The organism is Azospira sp. MPR-LB4 (assembly GCF_058809525.1).
This window is the reverse complement of sequence record NZ_CM179521.1, coordinates 1,486,170-1,505,847: the sequence shown is the minus strand read 5'-3', so window position 1 is coordinate 1,505,847 and position 19,678 is coordinate 1,486,170. Positions and strand designations below refer to the sequence as shown.

At 68.7% G+C, this 19,678-nt stretch carries 21 protein-coding genes; 7 read left to right on the top strand and 14 right to left on the bottom strand.

The window, feature by feature from the left end; genetic code table 11:
- Positions 1-4: 4 nt before the first annotated feature.
- On the bottom strand, positions 5-781 hold the full coding sequence (rsmA, locus tag AC3QLZ_RS06880; RefSeq protein ID WP_014235166.1) for a 16S rRNA (adenine(1518)-N(6)/adenine(1519)-N(6))-dimethyltransferase RsmA: 777 nt from the start codon (positions 779-781) through the stop codon (positions 5-7).
- A 102-nt stretch (positions 782-883) separates the two neighbouring features.
- On the bottom strand, positions 884-1,294 hold the full coding sequence (locus AC3QLZ_RS06875; protein ID WP_014235165.1) for an HIT family protein: 411 nt from the start codon (positions 1,292-1,294) through the stop codon (positions 884-886).
- An 85-nt stretch (positions 1,295-1,379) separates the two neighbouring features.
- Here AC3QLZ_RS06875 and AC3QLZ_RS06870 point away from each other — a divergent pair, with 85 nt between their 5' ends.
- Positions 1,380-2,591, top strand: a complete 1,212-nt coding sequence (locus AC3QLZ_RS06870; RefSeq protein WP_014235164.1) for a CaiB/BaiF CoA transferase family protein — start codon at positions 1,380-1,382, stop codon at positions 2,589-2,591.
- Positions 2,592-2,677: 86 nt separating this feature from the next.
- On the opposite strand, the gene AC3QLZ_RS06865 is transcribed toward AC3QLZ_RS06870, so the two are convergent.
- The gene (locus tag AC3QLZ_RS06865; protein ID WP_014235163.1) at positions 2,678-3,250 is read right to left on the bottom strand and encodes an energy transducer TonB; all 573 of its coding nucleotides are present in this window, start codon (positions 3,248-3,250) and stop codon (positions 2,678-2,680) included.
- A 115-nt stretch (positions 3,251-3,365) separates the two neighbouring features.
- On the opposite strand from AC3QLZ_RS06865, the gene AC3QLZ_RS06860 reads away from it, so the two are divergent.
- Positions 3,366-4,415 (top strand): ankyrin repeat domain-containing protein, encoded by a 1,050-nt coding sequence (locus tag AC3QLZ_RS06860; protein ID WP_014235162.1) that lies wholly within the window; start codon positions 3,366-3,368, stop codon positions 4,413-4,415.
- 267 nt (positions 4,416-4,682) lie between these two features.
- Here the strand turns inward: AC3QLZ_RS06860 and fliD are convergent, their stop codons facing one another.
- The 5 genes from fliD to AC3QLZ_RS06835 all read right to left on the bottom strand — a co-directional run bounded on the left by fliD (position 4,683) and on the right by AC3QLZ_RS06835 (position 9,192).
- On the bottom strand, positions 4,683-6,119 hold the full coding sequence (gene fliD, locus AC3QLZ_RS06855) for a flagellar filament capping protein FliD (RefSeq protein WP_014235161.1): 1,437 nt from the start codon (positions 6,117-6,119) through the stop codon (positions 4,683-4,685).
- A gap of 93 nt (positions 6,120-6,212) precedes the next feature.
- Positions 6,213-7,115 carry a M48 family metallopeptidase gene (locus AC3QLZ_RS06850; RefSeq protein WP_202945978.1) on the bottom strand — a complete coding sequence of 301 codons (903 nt, stop codon included), beginning with the start codon at positions 7,113-7,115 and terminating at the stop codon, positions 6,213-6,215.
- Positions 7,116-7,124: 9 nt separating this feature from the next.
- Positions 7,125-7,955, bottom strand: a complete 831-nt coding sequence (locus tag AC3QLZ_RS06845; RefSeq protein WP_014235159.1) for an SIR2 family NAD-dependent protein deacylase — start codon at positions 7,953-7,955, stop codon at positions 7,125-7,127.
- A gap of 91 nt (positions 7,956-8,046) precedes the next feature.
- Complete coding sequence (locus AC3QLZ_RS06840) at positions 8,047-8,370, bottom strand: DMT family transporter (protein WP_014235158.1); 324 nt, start codon at positions 8,368-8,370, stop codon at positions 8,047-8,049.
- 129 nt (positions 8,371-8,499) lie between these two features.
- Positions 8,500-9,192 (bottom strand): Bax inhibitor-1 family protein, encoded by a 693-nt coding sequence (locus AC3QLZ_RS06835; protein WP_014235157.1) that lies wholly within the window; start codon positions 9,190-9,192, stop codon positions 8,500-8,502.
- 141 nt (positions 9,193-9,333) lie between these two features.
- On the opposite strand from AC3QLZ_RS06835, the gene AC3QLZ_RS06830 reads away from it, so the two are divergent.
- Positions 9,334-9,681: a nucleotide pyrophosphohydrolase gene (locus AC3QLZ_RS06830; protein WP_014235156.1), complete on the top strand. Its 348-nt coding sequence runs from the start codon at positions 9,334-9,336 to the stop codon at positions 9,679-9,681.
- Between the two features lie 83 nt (positions 9,682-9,764).
- Here AC3QLZ_RS06830 and AC3QLZ_RS06825 read toward each other — a convergent pair whose 3' ends face one another.
- Positions 9,765-10,520 carry an LrgB family protein gene (locus AC3QLZ_RS06825; protein ID WP_014235155.1) on the bottom strand — a complete coding sequence of 252 codons (756 nt, stop codon included), beginning with the start codon at positions 10,518-10,520 and terminating at the stop codon, positions 9,765-9,767.
- A complete protein-coding gene (locus AC3QLZ_RS06820) occupies positions 10,517-10,879 on the bottom strand; it encodes a CidA/LrgA family protein (RefSeq protein WP_014235154.1) in 363 nt (120 codons plus the stop codon). The genes AC3QLZ_RS06825 and AC3QLZ_RS06820 overlap by 4 nt, the downstream gene beginning before the upstream one ends.
- A gap of 214 nt (positions 10,880-11,093) precedes the next feature.
- Between AC3QLZ_RS06820 and AC3QLZ_RS06815 the strand changes: the two genes are divergently transcribed.
- Both AC3QLZ_RS06815 and AC3QLZ_RS06810 read left to right on the top strand, forming a co-directional pair.
- The gene (locus tag AC3QLZ_RS06815; protein WP_014235153.1) at positions 11,094-12,380 is read left to right on the top strand and encodes a hemolysin family protein; all 1,287 of its coding nucleotides are present in this window, start codon (positions 11,094-11,096) and stop codon (positions 12,378-12,380) included.
- A 129-nt stretch (positions 12,381-12,509) separates the two neighbouring features.
- Positions 12,510-13,592, top strand: a complete 1,083-nt coding sequence (locus AC3QLZ_RS06810; RefSeq protein WP_014235152.1) for a hypothetical protein — start codon at positions 12,510-12,512, stop codon at positions 13,590-13,592.
- A gap of 250 nt (positions 13,593-13,842) precedes the next feature.
- Here AC3QLZ_RS06810 and AC3QLZ_RS06805 read toward each other — a convergent pair whose 3' ends face one another.
- From AC3QLZ_RS06805 to AC3QLZ_RS06795, 3 genes are all read right to left on the bottom strand, one after another.
- Complete coding sequence (locus AC3QLZ_RS06805) at positions 13,843-14,289, bottom strand: c-type cytochrome (RefSeq protein ID WP_014235151.1); 447 nt, start codon at positions 14,287-14,289, stop codon at positions 13,843-13,845.
- 153 nt (positions 14,290-14,442) lie between these two features.
- Positions 14,443-15,633: an acetylornithine transaminase gene (locus AC3QLZ_RS06800; RefSeq protein WP_014235150.1), complete on the bottom strand. Its 1,191-nt coding sequence runs from the start codon at positions 15,631-15,633 to the stop codon at positions 14,443-14,445.
- Positions 15,634-15,878: 245 nt separating this feature from the next.
- Positions 15,879-16,817, bottom strand: coding sequence for a hypothetical protein (locus AC3QLZ_RS06795; protein WP_014235149.1), 939 nt, complete (start codon positions 16,815-16,817; stop codon positions 15,879-15,881).
- A gap of 109 nt (positions 16,818-16,926) precedes the next feature.
- On the opposite strand from AC3QLZ_RS06795, the gene AC3QLZ_RS06790 reads away from it, so the two are divergent.
- Complete coding sequence (locus AC3QLZ_RS06790) at positions 16,927-17,160, top strand: DUF2789 domain-containing protein (RefSeq protein ID WP_014235148.1); 234 nt, start codon at positions 16,927-16,929, stop codon at positions 17,158-17,160.
- Entirely contained in the window at positions 17,153-17,953 is an 801-nt protein-coding gene (locus AC3QLZ_RS06785) for a TIGR01458 family HAD-type hydrolase (RefSeq protein ID WP_014235147.1), read from the top strand. Before AC3QLZ_RS06790 ends, AC3QLZ_RS06785 begins: the two co-directional genes overlap by 8 nt.
- Before the next feature lie 110 nt (positions 17,954-18,063).
- Here the strand turns inward: AC3QLZ_RS06785 and aceB are convergent, their stop codons facing one another.
- Positions 18,064-19,662, bottom strand: a complete 1,599-nt coding sequence (gene aceB / locus AC3QLZ_RS06780) for a malate synthase A (protein WP_014235146.1) — start codon at positions 19,660-19,662, stop codon at positions 18,064-18,066.
- Positions 19,663-19,678 lie beyond the last annotated feature (16 nt).

Here is a 19,678-nt window from a genome sequence, read left to right as displayed (position 1 = left end):
GTGCCTAGTTTTCGGGCTTGACCAGGCTGTTGGCCAGGGCGATGTAATCGGCCACCGGCACGTCTTCGGCCCGGGCCGTGGGCTTGATGCCGTGGGCTTCGAGCCAGGCTTCGCCGCCCAGTTCCTTGAGGGTGTTGCGCAGCATCTTGCGCCGCTGGGAGAAGGCGGCCTGCACCACCTTTTCCAGCAGGGCCGGGTCCTTGGCCGTGAGTTCTTCCTGGGGCCGGGGAATCAGGCGCACCACGGCCGAATCCACCTTGGGCGCCGGGTCGAAGGATTCGGGCGGCACATCCAGCAGCCAGTCCATGTAGAAGCGGTACTGCAGCATCACCGAGAGGCGGCTGTATTCGCTCTCGCCGGGCAGGGCCACCATGCGCTCCACCACTTCCTTCTGCAGCATGAAGTGCATGTCCCGCACCATGGGGGCGAAGCTGGCCAGGTGGAAGAGCAGGGGGGTGGAGATGTTGTAGGGCAGGTTGCCGACGATCTGCAGGTTGGGGCCCAGCTGGCCGAAGTCGAACTCCAGGGCGTCGCCCTCGTGGATGGTCAGCTTGTCCTTGGGGTACTGCTTTTTCAGGCGGGCGATCAGGTCCCGGTCGATCTCCACCACGTGCAGGTGGTCCACCCGGGCCATCAGGGGCACGGTGAGGGCGCCCAGGCCGGGGCCGATTTCCACCACCTGGCCGTCCCGGGGCGGATTCACGGCGCCCACGATGTCGGCGACGATTTGCGGGTCCTGCAAAAAGTTCTGGCCGAAGCGCTTGCGGGCGATGTGTTTCATGGGGACTCGATGATTAAAGGGTGGGGAGCTGGGGTCGGTGCCGCCGGACTGCCGCGCCGGCGGGCGGGCGACAGGCGAAGGGGGCGTATTTTACCCGCAGCTTCAGTCCGTTACCTTTATTTTTGCCGCCAGGGTCTGCAACTGCTCCAGGCCCGGCTCCTTGCGCGGCCACACCAGGCCGACGCCGTCGCCGGCGTGGCGGGGCAGCACGTGCAGGTGCAGGTGGGGCACGGTCTGCCAGCCCTGGGGCCGGTTGGCCTGAAGGATGGTGATGCCTTCGGGGCCGAAGGCGTCCTGCACCGCCAGGGCGATCTTGCGGGCGGCGCGCATGAGGGCGGCGGCGGTTTCCTCGTCGGCGTCGAGCAGGGTCTCGAAGGGCTTCTTGCTCACCACCAGGACGTGGCCCGGATTGACCTGGCCCGCATCCATGAAGGCGAAGACGTGGCCGTCCTCGTACACCTTGGCGCAGGGCAGTTCGCCGTTGATGATGCGGCTGAAAACGGTCTGGTTCATGGCTTCTCCTCGTGGCTGTGGCGGGCAGTATAGGCCAGGGGGCGGAGCGGGCATAATGGCGCCTTCCCTTACAGGTTCCGCCCCCATGTCCCCAGCCGCCTCCTGTCCTCCCAAGCCCCTGGCCGGCCTCAAGGTCGTCGAGCTGGGCACCCTCATCGCCGGGCCCTTCGCCTCCCGCCTGCTGGCCGAGTTCGGCGCCGAGGTGGTGAAGATCGAGTCGCCGGACGGCGGCGATCCCCTGCGCAAGTGGCGCAAGCTGTACGAAGGCACCTCCCTGTGGTGGTTCGTCCAGTCCCGCAACAAGCAGTCGGTGACGGTGAACCTGAAGCATCCCCAGGGACGGGACATCGTGCGCAAACTGGTGGCGGAGGCGGACATCGTGGTGGAGAATTTCCGCCCCGGGGTCATGGAAAAACTGGGCCTCTCCTGGGAGGAACTCTCCGCCCTCAACCCGGGCCTGGTCATGCTGCGCCTCTCCGGCTTCGGCCAGACCGGGCCCTACAAGGACCAGCCGGGCTTCGGCGCCGTCGGCGAAAGCATGGGCGGCCTGCGCTACATCACCGGCTTTGCCGACCGGCCGCCGGTACGCACCGGCATTTCCATCGGCGATTCCATTGCCGCCCTGTGGGGCGTCTTCGGCACCCTCATGGCCCTGCGCCACAAGGAGGTGCAAGGGGGCAAAGGGCAGGTGGTGGACGTGGCCCTGTACGAGGCCATTTTCGCCATGATGGAATCCCTGGTGCCCGAGTTCGACGTCTTCGGCTTCGTGCGGGAGCGCACCGGCAACATCATGCCCGGCATCACCCCTTCCAACACCCACAAGACCCGGGACGGCAAGTTCGTCACCATCGGTGCCAACGGCGATGCCATCTTCCAGCGCCTGATGCGGGCCCTGGGGCGGGAGGATCTGGCGACCGACCCGGGCCTGGCCGACAACGCCGGCCGGGATGGGCGCCGGGACGAGGTGTACGCCCTGATCGACGCCTGGGTGGCGGGCCTGGACGAGGCCGAGCTGCTGGCCAAGCTGGAAGCGGCGGAGGTGCCCGCCTCCCGGGTCTATTCGGTGGCCGACATGTTCGCCGATCCCCAGTTCCTGGCCCGGGAGATGATCCAGTCCGCCCGCCTGCCGGACGGCAAGGACTTCAAGGTGCCGGGCATCGTGCCCAAGCTTTCCGCCACCCCGGGCGGCACCGAATGGCTGGGGCCGGGGCTGGGGGAACATACCGAGGCGGTGCTGACCCGGCTCGGCTACGACGCCGAGGCCATCGCCGCCCTGCGCGAGGCCGGGGCAATCTGAGAGAATAGGGGCCTCGGCCTGCGGCCATTGCCGCTGCCGCCAGGTACTCCGGCGGCGCTTCCGGCCTGAGCCGGAGGGCGGCCGTTTCAGTCCAGCTTGAAGCGCACCGGCAGGATCGCCTCCCGGGGCGCCCCTTCCGGCAGGGCCTTGAGCTGGCGGGCGGCGCCGACGGCGGCCTGGTCCAGCAGGGGCTGGCCGCTGCTGCGCTCCACCCGGGCCGCCTGCACATTGCCGTTGGCGTCGAGGAACAGCAGCAGCAACACCTCGCCCTGCAGGCCCCGGGCAATGGCCTCGGGCGGATACAGGGGCTGCCGCGCCAGCTGGCTGAAGGCGCTGCGGGCGGCGTTCCCCGCCAGGACCGGGTAACCGTTGAAGCTGGCCGGTGGCTCCTTGAAACGGGCTGGTGCCGGTTTGGCCGGGGCCTTTTTCTCGGGCTTGGGCTTGGCGGTCGCAGGTTTCTCCGGTGGCGGCGGCGCTTCTTCCCGGGGCGGTGCCGGCGGCGGTTCCTGGACGGCAGGCGTCAGCGGCGGCGGCCGCAGGCGCGCCTGCAACGGCACGGCGGCCCGGGCCGGCGCCGCTGGTGGCGGCAGCAGCAGGAGCGCGGCGGCATGGAGCGCGAGAGAACAGAGAAGGGCGGCGTGAAACCGGTGGAACCGCATCGGCAGTCGCAGAAGGATCGCAAGGGGCCCGTTGCGGGCCGTGAGCAAAAGCGTCTTTAGACCACAAGCCGGGGGGGCGATGCAAGCGCCTTCGGCGGCACAACGGAAGCGAATGATGAAATTTTCCCCCACCCTGCCCACCTGCAGCCCCCTGGCGACGCCGGCCCGGCGCCTCCTCGCCGCCCTGGCCCTCGGCCTGTGTCTCGGCACGGGGCCGGCCCTGGCCCAGCAGGCGGCAGGCTTCCAGCCGCCCAGCCCGATCAGTTTCGGCGTCGCCCTGGAAATGGGCAACCTGGACCAGGCCCGGGAGTGGCTGGATGCGGGCCTGCCGCCGGACTACCAGGCGGACCGGGTCGGCACCGGCCTGATGATCGGCGCCTGGGAGGGCAACGTGGCCCTGATGGAGCTGTTCCACGCCCGGGGCGCCGACCTCAACGCGGTGAACGACAAGGGCGAGCAGGCCCTGCTGCTGGCGGCCTGGAAGGGCCACCTGAAGGCGGTGCAGTGGCTGCTGGAGCATGGCGCCCAGGTGAACCGGGAGGGTTACGCCTGGTCCGCCTTGCACTACGCCGTCTTCGCCGGCCACGCCGAGGTGGCCGAATATCTGCTGAAGCGGGGCGCCGACGTCAATGCCCAGGCCCCCAACGGCTCCTCGGTGCTGATGATGGCCGCCTACGAAGGCAAGGACGCCCTGGCCGTGCGTCTCATGGAATGGGGCGCCGACCCCAAGCTGCGCAACGAGAACGGCCAGACCGCCCTGGACTGGGCCATGAAATACGACCACCTGAAGGTGGCCCGGGTCATCACCAATCCGGAAGAATTCATCGACGCCGCCAACCGGCCCAAGGCCGATTGGGGCGTGGCCCGCAAGTCGGAAAAGGTGCCGGCGGAAATCCAGCGTCTGCTGGAAGTGCGGCGGGCCATGGAGGCCAAGGGCTACGACCTGTCCCGCATCGACCAGCGCATCTCCGCCGCCCGGGCCCGCTACGCCCGCCTGCCCCCCGGCGCCCGGGACCTGCCGCCGGCCATCGGCCTGGAAATCTCCGCCAGCCGTGCCAATCCTCAAGTCCAGAAGGCACGCCTGGTGGGCAAACCGGCGGCCCCTGCCGCCGCGAAGAAGCCGGTGGCGGCGCGGGGCAAGGCCACCCCGGCGAAGAAGCGCTGACGCGCCGTTCCGCCATGGCAGCCCGCTAAGGGCCGTCCGACGGACGTCTGCGGGGAGGGCTGTTCCTGGTTCTCGCCTGACGGCGTTTCCGCTGCCGGCGCTTGTCGCCGCGACCAGTTCGGCTGTCGACCACCGATGGCGCCTGGCGCCTGGATGATTCGATAGCGCTCCGTCCGCTTCACCCGTCCGTTGCCATGAAAGACAAAGGCCGCCCGCGGGCGGCCTTTGTCTTTGGGGCATAAGCCCGGAGCCAGCCCGCTCCCGGTCTCAACTGCTGAACAGGGAGGTCACCGTGGCCGGATTGCTCAGGCCGCCGATCAGCCCCAGGCCGCTCAGGTTGTTGCTGCTGCTGCCGAGCAGGCTGCTCAGCAGGGAGTCGGTGCTGCCGAGGGAGGCGGTCAGGCTGCCCAGGCCGCTGTACTGGCTGAGCCAGTTCTGCTGCTGGTTGAACATGGCGTTGAGCAGATTGCTCTGCAGGTTGGCCGTGCTGAGGCCGGCGGTGGTCAGGCTGGGAGCGGCGGACTTGAGCAGGTTGTCCACCGCCAGGGCGCCGTCTTCGCTGACCTGGGCCAGGATGCGATCGGCCACCCCTTCGCCCTTGTCGGTGGAAAAGAGGCTGGCCACCGCGTCCGCATTGCTGCTCAGGGCCGAGCGCAGCTTTTCAGTATCGACGCTGAGGCTGCCGTTGGCGTTGCTGCTGATGCCGATGTCCGCGAGCTTCTGGATGTTGCCCGAGCCCGCGGCGGCTCCCGGCGTCAGGGCCTGGCTCAATGTGTTGCGCAGATAGGGGGCCGTCAGGTTGAAGCCGGCGTATTCCCGGGACAGGCTGTTGAGGCCGCTCTGCACGGCGTTGTAGGCCTTGACGAAGTCGGTCACCGCCGCCGCCTGGTCCGCATTGCCGCCGACCGTGAGATTGGTGGTGCCGGTGGCGTTGAGCTTGAGGGTCAGACCTTCCACCGAGGTGGTGGCCGTGTTGGTGCCGGAGGTGAAGGCGCTGCCGTTCACCGAGCCCTTGGCGTCCTGGGCCTGCTGGGTCAGCAAGAGGCCGTTGCCGCCCGGCGGGCTGCTGAAAAAGTCGGAAAGGGTACTGTCGCCGCTGGCGCTGACGGTGAAGGCATTGCCCGCCCCGCTTTCGCCGGAAAGCTGCAACTGGTAGCCGGTGGGGCCGCTGACCACGCTGGCGGAAACGCCGATGTCGGCCCGGTTGATGGCGGCTGCCAGCCCCTTGACGGTGTTGTCGCCACCATCGATATCCACCGAGGCGCTGCGCCCGTTGGCGAACTGGAAATTGACCGTGGTGTCGGCGCCGCTGCCGATGGCGGTGTATTGGGTGGCCTGGGCGGCGGAGGTGAGCACCTGCTGCTGGGCCAGCTGATCCACCCGCACCGTATAGGCCCCCTGGGCCGTGCCTTCTGCGGCGCTACCCCGGGCCACGGTGGGGGCGGAGGAGGCGACGGAAAGGGAAGAGAAGGCGCCGGGCTTGGTCAGCTTCTCGGCTGCCGTCTGCAGATTGCTGACGGCGCTCAAGGTCTGGCCCAGGCTGGAGACCGTGGTCCAGCTGCTGCCGCCGATGCCGGATACGGAAGAACTCCCCTGGCTGCGGTTGGCAGCTGCGACAGCGCCGAGGGAAGACAGACCGCCCAGACCGTATAGGCCATAGGGGTTGTAGTAGGCGTAGATGGAGGTGAGACCGCTGCTGTCCATGGCGTACTCCCGGTAAAAGGCAGGGGGACGCTTTCTTTATAGCACCGGCATGGGGCAATTTCCGTGAAATACGAGACATTTGCCGCCAAATGCCTACTTTTTCTCCGTGGCTTTGCGGGCGTTCTCGTACAGGGGCATGACCTGGGGCAGGTGGCGGCGGATGTCGCCGATGCGGTCCTTGCCGGCGGGGTGGGTGGAGAACCAGGCCAGGTTGCCGCCGCCCCCGGAGGCCTGGCCCATCTTCTGCCACAGGCTGATGCCGGCCCGCGGGTCATAGCCGGCCCGGGCCGCCAGGTCCAGGCCCACCAGATCGGCCTCGCTCTCGTCGTCCCGGGAAAATTTCAGGCTCAGCATGTTGCCGCCGAACTGGAACAGGTCGGCGTACTGGCCCCGGCCAACGAACTGGCCGAGGAGGCTGGCGCCCAGCTGGGTCAGGCCGCTCTTGGCCGTCTGCTCCCGGGCGTGCTCGCGCAGGGCGTGGGCCATTTCGTGGCCCATGACCACGGCGATCTCGTCGTCCGTCAGCTTCAGGCCTTCCACCAGGCCGGTGAAAAAGGCGATCTTGCCGCCGGGCATGCAGAAGGCGTTGATGTCCCGGGAGCCGATCAGGTTCACTTCCCAGCGCCATTGCCCGGCCCGGGGGTTGAAGCGCTCGGCGAAGGGGATCAGGCGCCGGGCGATGGCCTGCAGGCGCCGCGCCTGGGGATGGTCCGCCGGCGCCAGGGCCCGCTGCCGGGCGGCCTGCTGCTTCAGCTGCTCGTATTCCTGGCCGGCCTGGCGCTCGATCTGCTCCGCCGGCACCAGCCGGCGCAGGGCCGAAGGCTTGCCCACGTCGATGCCTTCCTGGGCGGCCAGGGGCGCGGCGTTCAGGGCAGCGAGGAGGAGCAGGGCGAGGCAACGGTGGCGGCTGGGCATGGCGATGGCAGGGAGCAATGACGGCATGGAGTTGGGGGCGGCGGCGCCGGCTTCAAGCCCGGGGTGGCGATGGAGATGCATCAACGGCGGTCAATCGAGAAAGCCGGCGGCCCGCAGTTCCCGGGCCATGGCCTGGAGACCGACGTGGGCGCCCAGGGGCAGGCTGACGCCGCGGTCGGTGCACACCTCCGCTTCGCCGGGATTGATGCGGATCAGGGGGGCGCCGCGCATTTCGCCGAACCAGCGCACCGTGGGGATGGCGGTGCCGGCCCCCAGCTCGATCACCACCGGGCGTTGCACCGTGGCCAGCCAGTTTTCCAGGCGCTGGCGCTGCACTTCGGTGCGGCCAGACTGCCAGTTCCAGTCGCCGAACATGAGCACGTTGGGCCGGGCCAGGGCGCCGCAGTCGGGGCAGCGGGGGAGGGGCGAGCGCAGGCGGCAGCGGGCCTCGTCCACCTCCGGCGCGAAATCCGCCGCCGGCCAGATGTGGCCCCGGCAGTCGTGGAAGCACTGCAGGTGGTGCAGGCTGCCGTGGCATTCGGCCACCTGCAGTTCGTCGAAGCCGGCCTTCTGGAACTGGCCGTCCACGTTGCTGGTGAAGACGAAGGCGCCCCGCTCCAGGCGCTCGGCCATGGCCCGCAGCAGGGCGAAGCCGGCGTGGGGCGTGGTGCGGCGGTAGAGGTTGAGGCGATGGGCGTAGAAGCCCCAGGCCTGCTCCGGGTCCCGCACGAAGGCGTCGGGGCAGGCGATTTCCTCGAACATCAGGCGCTGCAGCCCCAGGGCCGGATAGGCCCGCCAGAAGCCTTCCGGGCCGCGGAAGTCCGGCAGGCCCGAATCGATGCCCATGCCGGCGCCGGCCGTTATGAGCAGGCCGTCGGCTTCGAGCACGTACTGGGCGGCAGTGGTGATGGGGTCCTGCATGGGCGGACGTACGGGCGTGGCGGAACGTCCAGTGTAATGCCGGCGGCGGCCGCCGCACAGGGGCCGCCGCCGGTCCGGTCCTGCTGCCGTCTCAGCCGGTGGCCAGCTTCATGCCGACCACGCCGGCGATGACCACCGCCATGGCGCCCATCTGGCCGCCGTTGAGCTGGTCGCCGAAGAAGAGGGCGCCGCAGATGGCGACGCCGACGGCACCGAGGCCGGTCCACACCGCGTAGGCGACGCCGGCGGGAATGCCCCGCATGGCCAGGGAGAGCAGGGCCATGTTCACCAGGGTCAGGCCGAGGGAGGCGGCCACGGGCCAGGGGCCGGGATGCTGCTGGATGTATTTGAGGCTCAGGGCCCAGAGGATTTCCGTGACCACCGCCACGGCGAGAATCAGCCAATAGCCGACCATAGCTTGCTCCTGTGCAAGAAGATCGGGCTCAGGGAACGGGACGGGGCGTCTGGAAACCCGGGAGAAGGCGCCGCCGTCCGGGCGCCGCGGCGCCGGGAGGGGCGCGATTATGCCATGGCCGGCGCCGCTTCAGCGATGCAGCAGGTCCAGCAGATGGAGGAACAGGTTGATGATGTCCAGGTACAGACTGATGGCCAGGTCCAGGGCCTTTTCCCAGTCGTTGCGGGGGCTGCGGGTGAGGCGGTTGAAGTCGAACACCAGGTAGCCGACGAAGACGGCGCAGCCGAACAGGGCCAGCAGGCGTCGCCAGCCGTCGGAGATGGAAAACAGCAGGCGGTAGAGGCCCCCCAGGAGCACCAGGGTGAGGCCGGCGAAGAGGGTGCTGCCGAGAAAGGAAAAGTCGATGCCGGCATAGGCGCCCACCAGGAAGGCGGCGAAGGTGAGCATGGCGGTGAGGGCCAGGACCTTGCCCCCCAGGTTCTCGTCCACCGACACCAGGGCCAGGGCCAGCTCGATGCCCGTCAGCAGCGACCACAGGCAGAAGAGGGGCAGGCCGATGGCCAGGTGGTGCTGGCCGACGAAGAGCAGCAGTAGAAAGACCGCCACATCCACCCCCAGCAGCAGCCAGAACCAGGGGGCGACGGCCTGCCAGTCCAGCTCCAGGTCCAGCTCGCCGGATTCCAGCGGACTGCCGCCGACCCAGGCCGCCCGGGCGTAGTAGCGCTGGCGCAGCCAGAGGATGAAGAGGAAGGTGCTGGCCCAGGTCAGGGCCAGCTGGATGGTGAGAATGAGGAAGGTCTTGCCGTAGAGGGTATCGAGCATGGCGGGCGCGCTACGGAGAAAATGCAATTATGCCATTGGCGTTACGCAATGGCTGCCCAGGCATTCGGCCAGGGGGCGGAGGAGGGCCCAGCCCCACGGCTCCGCTATCATGGCGGCTTCCCATTCCTTGCCCCTGCCGCCATGAGCCAACTGGAAGAACTGCGAGCCGTCGTCCGTCAATTCGTCAGCGAGCGGGGCTGGGATCAACACCACAACCCGAAGAACCTGGCCATCGCCATGACCCTGGAGGCCGGCGAGGTGCTGGAGCATTTCCAGTGGCTGTCCGAGGCCGACAGCTTCAAGCTGACCCCGGAACAGCGGCGGGAAGTGGGGCACGAACTGTCGGACGTGCTGATGGGCGTGATCCGGGTCGCCGACCTGCTGGAAATCGACCTGGCCGCGGCCTTCGCCGAAAAGATGGAACTCAACCGCCAGAAATACCCGCCGGAAAAGGTGCAGGGGCGGGCGGTGAAATACACGAAGCTATAGGAGGGGGGCTCCGTCAGCCAGCAGGGACGGGCATGCCCGCCGTGCCATGGCCGGCAGCCGCATCCCTTCTGGCCCTCAGGGCATCAGCCCAGCCAGCTCTTCACCCACGGCAGCACCACGGGCAGCAGCAGGGCGGTGAGGGCGCCGTTGAGGCCCATGGCCAGGGCGGCGAAGGCGCCGCACTGTTCGCTCACCTGGAAGGCCCGGGCGGTACCGATGCCGTGGGAGGCGATGCCGATGGCGAAGCCGCGCACGGCGTGATCCTTGATGTTGAGGGCGTCGAACAGGTAGCGGGCGCCCACGGCGCCGAGGATGCCGGTGGTGATGACCAGCACCGCGGTGAGGGACGGCAGGCCGCCGGTGCGTTCGGCGATGCCCATGGCAATGGGCGTGGTCACCGACTTGGGCGCCAGGGACAGCAGGGTGGCCAGGCTGGCGCCGAAAAGCTTGCCCACCGCCATGGCCGAGAGGGCGGCGGTGAGGCAGCCCGCCACCAGGGCGATGAGGATGGGCCAGAACATGGCCTTGACCCGCTTGATCTGGGCGTAGAGGGGAATGGCCAGGGCCACGGTGGCCGGGCCGAGGAGGAAGTGCACGAACTGGGCGCCGTCGAAATAGGTCTGGTAGGGCGTGCCGGTGATGGCCAGCAGGGCCACCAGGAAAGCCACCGCCAGCAGCACCGGGTTGGCCGCCGGGTGAAATTTTGCCTTGCGGTAGAGGGCGAAGGCGCCCTGGTAGGCCAGCAGGGTGACGGTGAGGCCCAGCAGGGGCGAGGCGGAAAGATAGACCCAGATCTGGGCCAGGGGCGCGCCGAGGGCGGTGGCGAGAGGCGCGCTCATGGCCGGGTCTCCCCTCCGGGGGCGGCGCGGCGGCTCAGGGCCTTGAGCAGCAGGCCGGTGAGGGCCAGGGTGACGGCGGTGCTCAGCAGCAGGGAGAGCAGGATGGGCAGCCACTCGTCCTGCAGGCGGTGCAGATGCAGCATGACCCCGGTGCCGGCGGGCACGAACAACAGGGAGAGGTGGGCGAGCAGGTTCTGGGAGGTGTGCTGCAGGTCGTGGCCGGGCCCCTGGCACAGCACCAGGAAGGCGAACAGCAGCACCATGCCGATGACGGGACCGGGCACGGAGATGCCCAGGCCGTGGGCGATGACTTCGCCGGCCAGCTGGAACAGCAGGAGTTGGGTGAGGGCGGCAAGCATGGCGCCTCCGGGAAATGGGGAAAGGTCGCCAGTGTATTCCTGCCTGGAAATATCTTTAAGGCCTTAAAAGTTCTTGGATACGATACTTTTGTATGGGGAATGGTGCTCCCCCAGGCCCGGGCGCCGTTGCCGGGCCGGGGTAGAATGACGCTGTTGTGCCCGTCTCCGGCGGCCAACCGGCCCCCAGCAAGGATTGCGGGCACCTGGAGGCATCATGGATATCTGGATTCTGGTTTTTCTCGTATTGAGCAGCGGCCTGCTGTCCCTGGCTGAAATGGCCGTGGGCGCCAGCCGCAATTCCCACCTGGCCATGCTGGCCGAAGAAGGCTCCCTGGGGGCCGGCACGGTGCTGCGCTTCCGCCAGCATCCCAGCCGCCTGCTGGCCACCACCCAGCTGGGCATCACCGCCCTGGCCATGCTTTCCGGCGTCTTCGGCGAATCCCTGTGGGTGCCCCGGGCCGAGGAATGGCTGCGGCAGAGCCTGGGCCTGGGCGACAGCCTGGCCTACGGCCTGGCCCTGGGCGGCGTGGTGACGGTGATCACCTTCTTCACCCTGGTCTTCGGCGAAGTGGTGCCCAAGCGCCTGGCCCTGGCCAAGCCCGAGGCCACGGCGGTGGCCCTGGCCGGTACGGTGGTGTGGCTGCTGCGCCTGTCCCGGCCCCTGGTGTGGATCGTCTCCTGGGTTTCCGACCGCATCCTCGACCTCTTTCCCAGCAAGGGCTCGGCCGAGGCATCGGCGGCGGACGAGATCCGCTTCCTCATCGAATCCGGGCGCAAGGAAGGGGTGCTGGACCAGACCGAGAGCGAAATCCTGGGCAACGTCTTCCGCCTCGACAACCGCCGGGTCGGCGCCATCATGACTCCGGCCACCGGCATCGCCTACCTGGACCTGACCCTGCCCCGGGAGGCCAACATGAAGGTGCTGCAGGAGCGGGCCGTGTCCCGCTTCCTGGTGTGCAAGGGCGGCCTGGGTACCCCCCTGGGCTTCGTCGAGGGTCGTGAACTGTTGCAGGCCCTGCTGCGGGACGGCAGCCTGGATTTCGGCAAGCTGTCTCCCAACGCGCCCTTCTACGTGCCCAACAGCCTGTCCCTGATCGGCCTGCTGGAATTCTTCAAGGCCAACCAGACCCAGATTGCCCTGGTGGTGAACGAATTCGGCGGCACCGAGGGCCTGGTGACCCTCTCCGACCTCATGGGTACCGTGGTGGGCGACGTCCTCTCCGGCGCCGTCGAGGCGCCCATGGCCCTGCAGCGCAGCGACGGCAGCTGGCTGCTGGACGGCCTGCTGCCCATCGACGAGCTGAAGGAACTGCTGGGCCTGGCCGAGCTGCCGGAAGAGGAGCTGGGCAATTACCACACCGTCGGCGGCTTCGTGGTGTACCAGCTGGGGCGCATCCCCAAGAAGACCGAATCCTTCGAGTGGGCCGGCTGGCGCTTCGAGGTCATGGACATGGAAAAGAACCGGGTGGACGAAGTCCTGGCCAAACGCCTGGAGCCTTGAAGCCGCACCGGCCAGGCGACACCGGCGGCAGGCGCCGCCGGTGTTTGCAATTGCTTACACCTGCTTACCCATGCTCCATCGGCGGCCCCTTATCCTGACGGCATCTTTCATTTTCCCCGGTGCCGCGCCATGACCTTCCGCCACCACCACCTCCTTCTCCTCTTCCTGCCCTGCTGGCTGGCCGCGGCCGCCGGCGCCTGGGCGGCCGATACGGACAGCCGCCGCGCCGCTGTGGAGCAGACCCTGGACCGCTCGCCCCTGTGCCAAGGCCTGGGCAGTTTCTACTGGGAAATAGGCGACCGCCGCGGCCCCCTGGCTCGGGGCAGCCGCGGCAGCCCGGGGGCACGTCAGATCGGCGCCGACACGGTGATGCCCATCGCCTCCGCCTCCAAGTGGGTGTTCGGCGCCTATGCGGCGCAGCGTTACGACGGCCGCCTGCCGCCCCAGGCGGTGCAGGCCCTGCAGATGCAGGCCGGCGACGACCGCCTGCAGCACCGCTCCTGCGTGCGCAGCAAGACCGTGGCCGAGTGCCTCGCCCAGGGCGACAACGGGGGGCGGGACCCGGCCCACGTGGGCCATTTCAGCTACGGCGGCGGCCACGCCCAGAAACTGGCAGTGGGCCTGGGCCTGGGCGACCTGGACCTGGCCGCCCTCAACCGGGATCTGCACCGGGTGCTGCCGGCGGCGGCCGGCATCGACTATCGCAGTCCCCAGCCCGCCGGCGGCATGGCCGCCTCCGCCAACGGCTACGCCGCCTTCCTGCGGGGGCTCATGGGCGGCAGCCTGCAACTGGGGCATCTGCTCGGCACCCAGGCGGTATGCACCCAGCCGGGCAGCTGCCCCGGGGCGGTGCGCAGCCCGGTGCCCCGGCCCTGGCATTACAGCCTGCACCACTGGGTGGAGGACGGCCCGGGAGACGACGGCGCCTTTTCCAGTGCCGGCGCCTTCGGCTTCTATCCCTGGATCAGCGCCGACCGGCAGCTCTACGGCATCCTGGCCCGGCAGGCCCTGGAACGGGCCGCCGGGGTGAATAGCGCCCGCTGCGGCGCCGCCCTGCGTCGGGCTTGGGTCAGCGGCGAGGTGCAGGACGGCCCGGCCCCCCAGGCAGACGGGACGCCGCTCGCGGCCGGGCCTGCCGTGGAGGCGGCTCCAGGCAATGGTCGCAGCCGCCCTTTGCTGGAGGCCTGGCGCCGGCGCCGCAGTGGCGAATGAGTCTCTGAAGAATGGCTCCCTGCCTGGATGGCCGGGCAGGCCCTGGTGGTAAGGATGGCCGTGTCGCAGGAACAGCGGCAGCGCCGTCAGGCGTGGGGAAAGGACTGGCGTTCGCCCCGGCCGCGGGCAGCGGCGAACGCCGGCGAGCGCGGCGGGTGAGCCCCGGCCAATGGGGGTGGCCGCTGGTCAGTGCGGGCGGCCGAAGCCAGGTGCAGGAGAAAGCGGGCCGGCTCCCACCGGCCCGCGGGCCTTATTTCTTGAAGGTCTTGTGGCAGCTGCGGCAGGCATCGTGCACCGCCTCGTAGGCCGGGCGCACCTTGGCTTCGTCCTTGCTGCGGGCCGCTTCCAGCAGCTTGCCGGTGGCGGCGAGGAAGCCCTGGCGTTCCGTTTCGAACTGGGCCGCCTCGCTCCACACCTTGTCCGTGGCCTTGGTCGGCGGGTAGTTGCTGTCGGCGGTGAAATGGCGCCACGGCCCTTCCTTGGCTGCCTCCAGCTTTTCCGCCGATTGCAGGAAAGTATTGGCGTCGTAGCGCTTGTCCCGCAGCATCATGCCCATGGGCTCGAAGGCCTTGAGGATGGTGTTGAAGGCTGCCCGGCGCTGGGTCACGGGCTTGTCCGGATGGGTGTCGGCCGGCTCGCCGCAGGCGGTGAGCAGCAGGGGCAGGGCCAGGGAGAGAAGCAGGATTTTTTTGCGCATCGGTGTTCCGGGCGTTGGGCTGGGGTTGGGCAGGCGCCGCGGTGCGGCACGGGATGGGACGACTCAGGGCGGCATTATGCCGGGGACGGGCGGGCCTGCCTGTAACAGAGTTGGTCCGGCCGCTTGGGGCGGCCGGACAGGGCTTGGGCCGCCTCAGGCCCGCAGCAGTTCCTCCAGCCAGGCCAGCATCTGGTCGATCTCCTCCCGGCTCACCGTCAGGGACGGCATGAAGCGCAGCAGGTGAGGCCGCGGCGCGTTGAGCAGCAGACCCTCGGGGCCCCGCTCCCGGGCCGCCTCGACGATGGCCGGGCCCCGCTCGTCGGCCAGCAGCAGGGCCCGCAGCAGGCCTTGGCCCCGTTCGCCCCGGAGGCCGAGCCGGTCGGAGAGGCGCTGCAATCCGGCGCCCAGGTACTCGCCCTTGGCCGCCACCTCAGCGAGGAAGCCGGGGGCCGTCAGCACTTCCAGCACGGCGGCGCCGACGGCGGTCATCAGCGGATTGCCGTTGTAGGTGCCGCCCTGGTCGCCGGCCTCGAAGCAGCAGACCGATTCCTTGGCCAGCAGGGCCGAGAGGGGCACGCCGCCGCCGATGCCCTTGCCCAGGGTCATGATGTCCGGCTCGATGCCGGCGTGCTGGTGGGCGAAGAGCTTGCCGGTGCGGCCCATGCCGGTCTGCACCTCGTCCACGATCAGCAGCAGGCCCCGGTCATCGCAGATCTGCCGCAACAGTTGCAGGAATTCCGCACTGGCCGGCACCACCCCGCCTTCGCCCTGGATCGGCTCCAGCATGATGGCCACGGTGCGCTCGTTGATGAGGGCCGCCACCGAATCCAGGTCGTTCAGCTGGGCCTTGGGAAAGCCCGGCACCTGGGGCGCGAACAGGGTGTCCCAGCCCGGCTTGCCGGAGGCCGACATGGTGGCCAGGGTGCGGCCGTGGAAGCCGCCGGCGAAGGTGATGATCTCGTGGGCGCCGCCCTTGTGCTTCTGCCCCCACTTGCGCGCCAGCTTGATGGCGCCCTCGTTGGCCTCGGCCCCGGTGCTGGCGAAGAAGACCCGGTCGAAACAGGAGTGGGCCGCCAGGCCGGCAGCCAGCTTCAGGCTGGGTTCGTTGTAGAAGGCCGGACTGGGGTTGATCAGCTTGCCGGCCTGGCTCGCCAGGGCCTCGACGATGGCCGGATGGCCGTGGCCCAGGCAGTTCACCGCCCAGCCCTGGACGAAGTCCAGATAGCGCTTGCCCTGCTGGTCCACCAGCCAGGAGCCGCGCCCTTCGGCGAAGACCAGCTGGGGGCGCTGGGTGATCCACATCAGGGCGTTGGCGGCAGGGTCGGCGGCGAAGGGTGTTTCCATTGCTTCTTTCTCCTTGCGGGATGGTGAAAAAACAAAAAGGCCACGGGGTTGCCGTGGCCTTTGGGTAGGGAAGTCGGAGGACTTCGGGGATGCTGCCTTACCTGGGGACGAGCGACGGCGACCGGGCAAAATGCCGGCGGCGTCGGGAGGCGGAACAGGTGCGGGTCAGGAGGTCCATGGCGCAACTTTGCCACAGCCGGTGCGGGCCCGGCGTGAATTTTTCGTAACAGTGTGTCATTGCGGCCCTAGGCGGCCAGGATGTGGCCCAGGGTGCGTACGCCGATGCCGACGCAGGCGCCCAGGGCTGCCGGCTTCCACACGGCGGCGACGCGGCGGCCGGCGGAGATGATCACCGCCACCCCGGGCACGTCGAAGGGATGGATCAGCCAGCCGGCGCTGGCGTTGAGCAGTTCGGCGCTGACCTGGCCGCTGCGCCGCATGTCGTCCATCACCCCCATCATGGCGGTGCCGCCGGCCAGGACCTTGGTCAGGCTGGGCAGGATCAGCACCGGGTCGATGGCCGCCAGGGCCAGCAGCGGGGTCAGCCACTGGGTCAGCAGGTCGATGGCGCCGAAGCGCTTCAGGGCGGTGACCGCCACCAGGGACAGCACCAGCATGGGAATGGCGCCCACGGCGATCTTGAAGGCCTCGGCCCCGGCCCGGTTGATGACGTCGAGCACGCCCTTGGCGTCTTCCGCCACCGGGTGGTGCAGGGTTTCGTCCAGCCGCGCCTCCTCCGCCGAGAGGCCGCGGCCGAAGAGGTAGTAGGTGGCCGCCGCGGCCACCAGGCCGCCGAGGAGGGAAAAGACCAGGGTGGTACCGAAGTTGAGGCCCATGGTCATCATGGGAAAGGCAGCATTGGCCTGGGACATGGCGAAGACCATGGCCAGGGTGGCGGCGATGTGGCGGTTGGAGACGCCCCGCTGCTCCATCATGGAAAGGGTGGCCATGGGGGCGGCGAAGCTGACGAAGTTGATCTGCAGGGCGGCGAACACCCCCAGGCCGGTGAGGCCGAAGGGTTTCAGGGCCGGGGCCAGCCAGGCCACCACCTTGTCCACCACGCCCCGGGCCTCCAGCAGGCGCATCAGGGAGAGCATCACCACCATCACCGGCAGCAGCACGAAAAGGGACAGTTCGACGGCGGAGCGGCCGGCCTTGAGGATGATGTCGACGAGGATTTCCATGGGGATTTTTGGTCCCGGCTCGGCCGCGGGTGAACTTCGCCGCCGTCCGGGGTTCTATAGTTGTAGGTGCAGCCGCTAGCTTCTCGTCATTACCAACTGGAGGTCAAGCATGGACTTCCCTACCCCGACCATGAGCAATCTCTTTGCCCAGCTCGGCCTGCCGGCCGACGGGCTCTCCATCAACCGCTTCATCGAGCAGCACGGCCCCCTGCCGGAAAATGTGCTGCTGGCCGACGCGCCCTTCTGGACGCCCTCCCAGGCGGCCTTCCTGCGGGAGGAAATCCTGGAGGACGCGGACTGGGCCGAGGTGGTGGACGAACTCAACGCCCGCTTCCATGGCTGAGCCCGATCCCGTCCCGTCGGCACCGCCCCTGCCGCAAAAGCCCCGGGCCGTGCTGATCGACCTGGCCGGAGTGCTGCACGTGGGCGACCGCCCCGTGCCCGGCGCCGCCGCGGCTCTGCAGCGCCTGCGCGCCAGCGGCCTGCCCCTGCGCTTTCTCACCAATACCACCCGGTCGCCACGCCAGGCCCTGGTGCAGTTGCTGCACTCCATGGGCCTGGCCGTGGCGCCGGAAGAAATTCAGACGGCGGTGCGGGCCACGGCCCAGCTGGTGCGCCAGCGGGGGCTGCATCCCCACTACCTGGTGCATCCGGCCATCGCCGACGAGGTGGGTCCCAGCCACCCCGAGCCGGACGCGGTGGTGCTGGGGGATGCGGGAGAACATTTCACCTTCGATGCCCTCAACCGGGCCTTCCGCCTGCTGCAGGCCGGCTGCCCCCTGATCGCCATGGCCCGCAACCGCTATTTCCAGGAACCGGACGGCCTGACCCTGGACCTGGGGGCCTTCGTCGCCGCCCTGGAATACGGGGCCGGGGTGCGGGCCGAAGTGGTGGGCAAGCCGGCGGCGCCCTTCTTCCTCGGCGCCCTGGCCGAGCTGGGCGTGGTTCCCGGCGAGGCGGTGCTGATCGGCGACGACCTGCGGGACGACATCGGTGGCGCCCAGGCCGTGGGTATGCCTGGAGTGCTGGTGCGCACAGGCAAGTTCCGCCCGGCGGATGAAAGCGCCGGCGACATCCGGGCTGCCCGGGTGGTGGACGATTTTGCCGCGGCGGTGGCGCTGTTGCTGGGACATTAGGCGGGGGCGATTTCGGCACATGACCCATTTAGGTAGCGCACGCCTGCCCCCAGTCTGAAAAAAAGCCCCGGTTTCCCGGGGCTTTTTCTTTGGCGGGTAGCCGACCTGGCTTAGGCCATGGCTTCGTACAGCGGCAGGGTGAGGAACTCCGGATAGTCCGGGGTCAGGCTCATCTTGTCGAAGATCACGGCGGCCTGGTCGTAGGTGGCGGTGTCTTCGCCCTGGGCTGCAACGGTGGCCTTCACCTTGGCCAGTTCCTCGGCGATCATGGGGCGCACCATTTCCACGGTGACCTTGCGGCCGTCGTCCAGGATGCCCTTGGGAGAGACCACCCACTGCCACACCTGGGAGCGGGAGATTTCGGCGGTGGCCGCATCTTCCATCAGGTTGTGGATGGGCACGCAGCCGTTGCCGGCCAGCCAGGAACCCAGGTAGTGGATACCGACGTTGATGTTGTTGCGCAGGCCGGCTTCGGTGATGGGCTGCTCGGGCTGGAAGTTGAGCCAGTCCTTGGGACCGAAGGAGCCTTCCACCTGCTTTTCCCACTGGTTGGGCTTGTCGCCCAGGACCTTGACGAACTCTTCGTGGGCGATGGAAACCAGACCGGGGTGGGCCACCCAGCCGCCGTCGAAGCCGTCCTTGGCATCGCGGGCCTTGTCGTGGCGGATGCCGGCCAGGGCCTTCTCATTGGCCACCGGGTCGTTCTTGATGGGGATCAGGGCGCTCATGCCGCCCATGGCAGGGGCGCCGCGCTTGTGGCAGGCCTGCACCAGGGCCAGGGCGTAGGAGCGCATGAAGGGCACTTCCATGGTGATGACGCCGCGCTGGGCCAGGCAGAAGTCCTTGTTCTTCTTGAACTTCTTGATGCAGGAGAAGATGTAGTCCCAACGGCCGGCGTTCAGACCGGCGGAGTGGTTGCGCAGTTCGTAGAGGATCTCTTCCATCTCGAAGGTGGCGAGGATGGTTTCCACCAGCACGGTGGCCTTGATGGTGCCTTGGGGCAGGCCGATGTGGTCCTGGGCCATGACGAAGATGTCGTTCCACAGGCGGGCTTCCAGATGGGATTCCATCTTCGGCAGGTAGTAGAAGGGGCCGGCGCCGCGGGCGATCTGTTCCTTGGCGTTGTGGAAGAAGACCAGGGCGAAGTCGAAGATGCCGCCGGCGACGCGCTGGCCGTCCACGGTCACGTGCTTTTCATCCAGGTGCCAGCCCCGGGGACGGATCTGCAGGGTGGCGATCTGGTCGTTGAGCTTGTATTCCTTGCCGGCTTCGTTCTTGAAGGAGAGTTGGCGGCGGATGGCCTGGTAGAGGTTGACCTGCCCCTGGATCTGGTTGTCCCAGTTGGGGGAGTTGGAATCCTCGAAGTCGGTCATGTAGGAATCAGCGCCGGAGTTGAAGGCGTTGATGATCATCTTGGCTTCGACCGGGCCGGTGATTTCGGTGCGGCGACGCTCCAGGGCGGCGGGCAAAGGGGCGACCTTCCAGTCACCCTCGCGAATGTGCTTGGTCTCGGGCAGGAAGTCGGGCATCTCGCCGGCATCGATGCGGGCCTGGCGCTCGACGCGGGCCTTCAGCAGTTCCTGGCGGCGGCCTTCGAAGGCGCGGTGCAGCTTGGCGACGAACTCCAGGGCCTCCAGGGTGAGGATGCTTTCGTACTGGGGCTGGATGGGAGCGGTGATTTGCATACCGGCGGGCAGGTTCAGGCTCATGGTCTCTCCTAGTTTG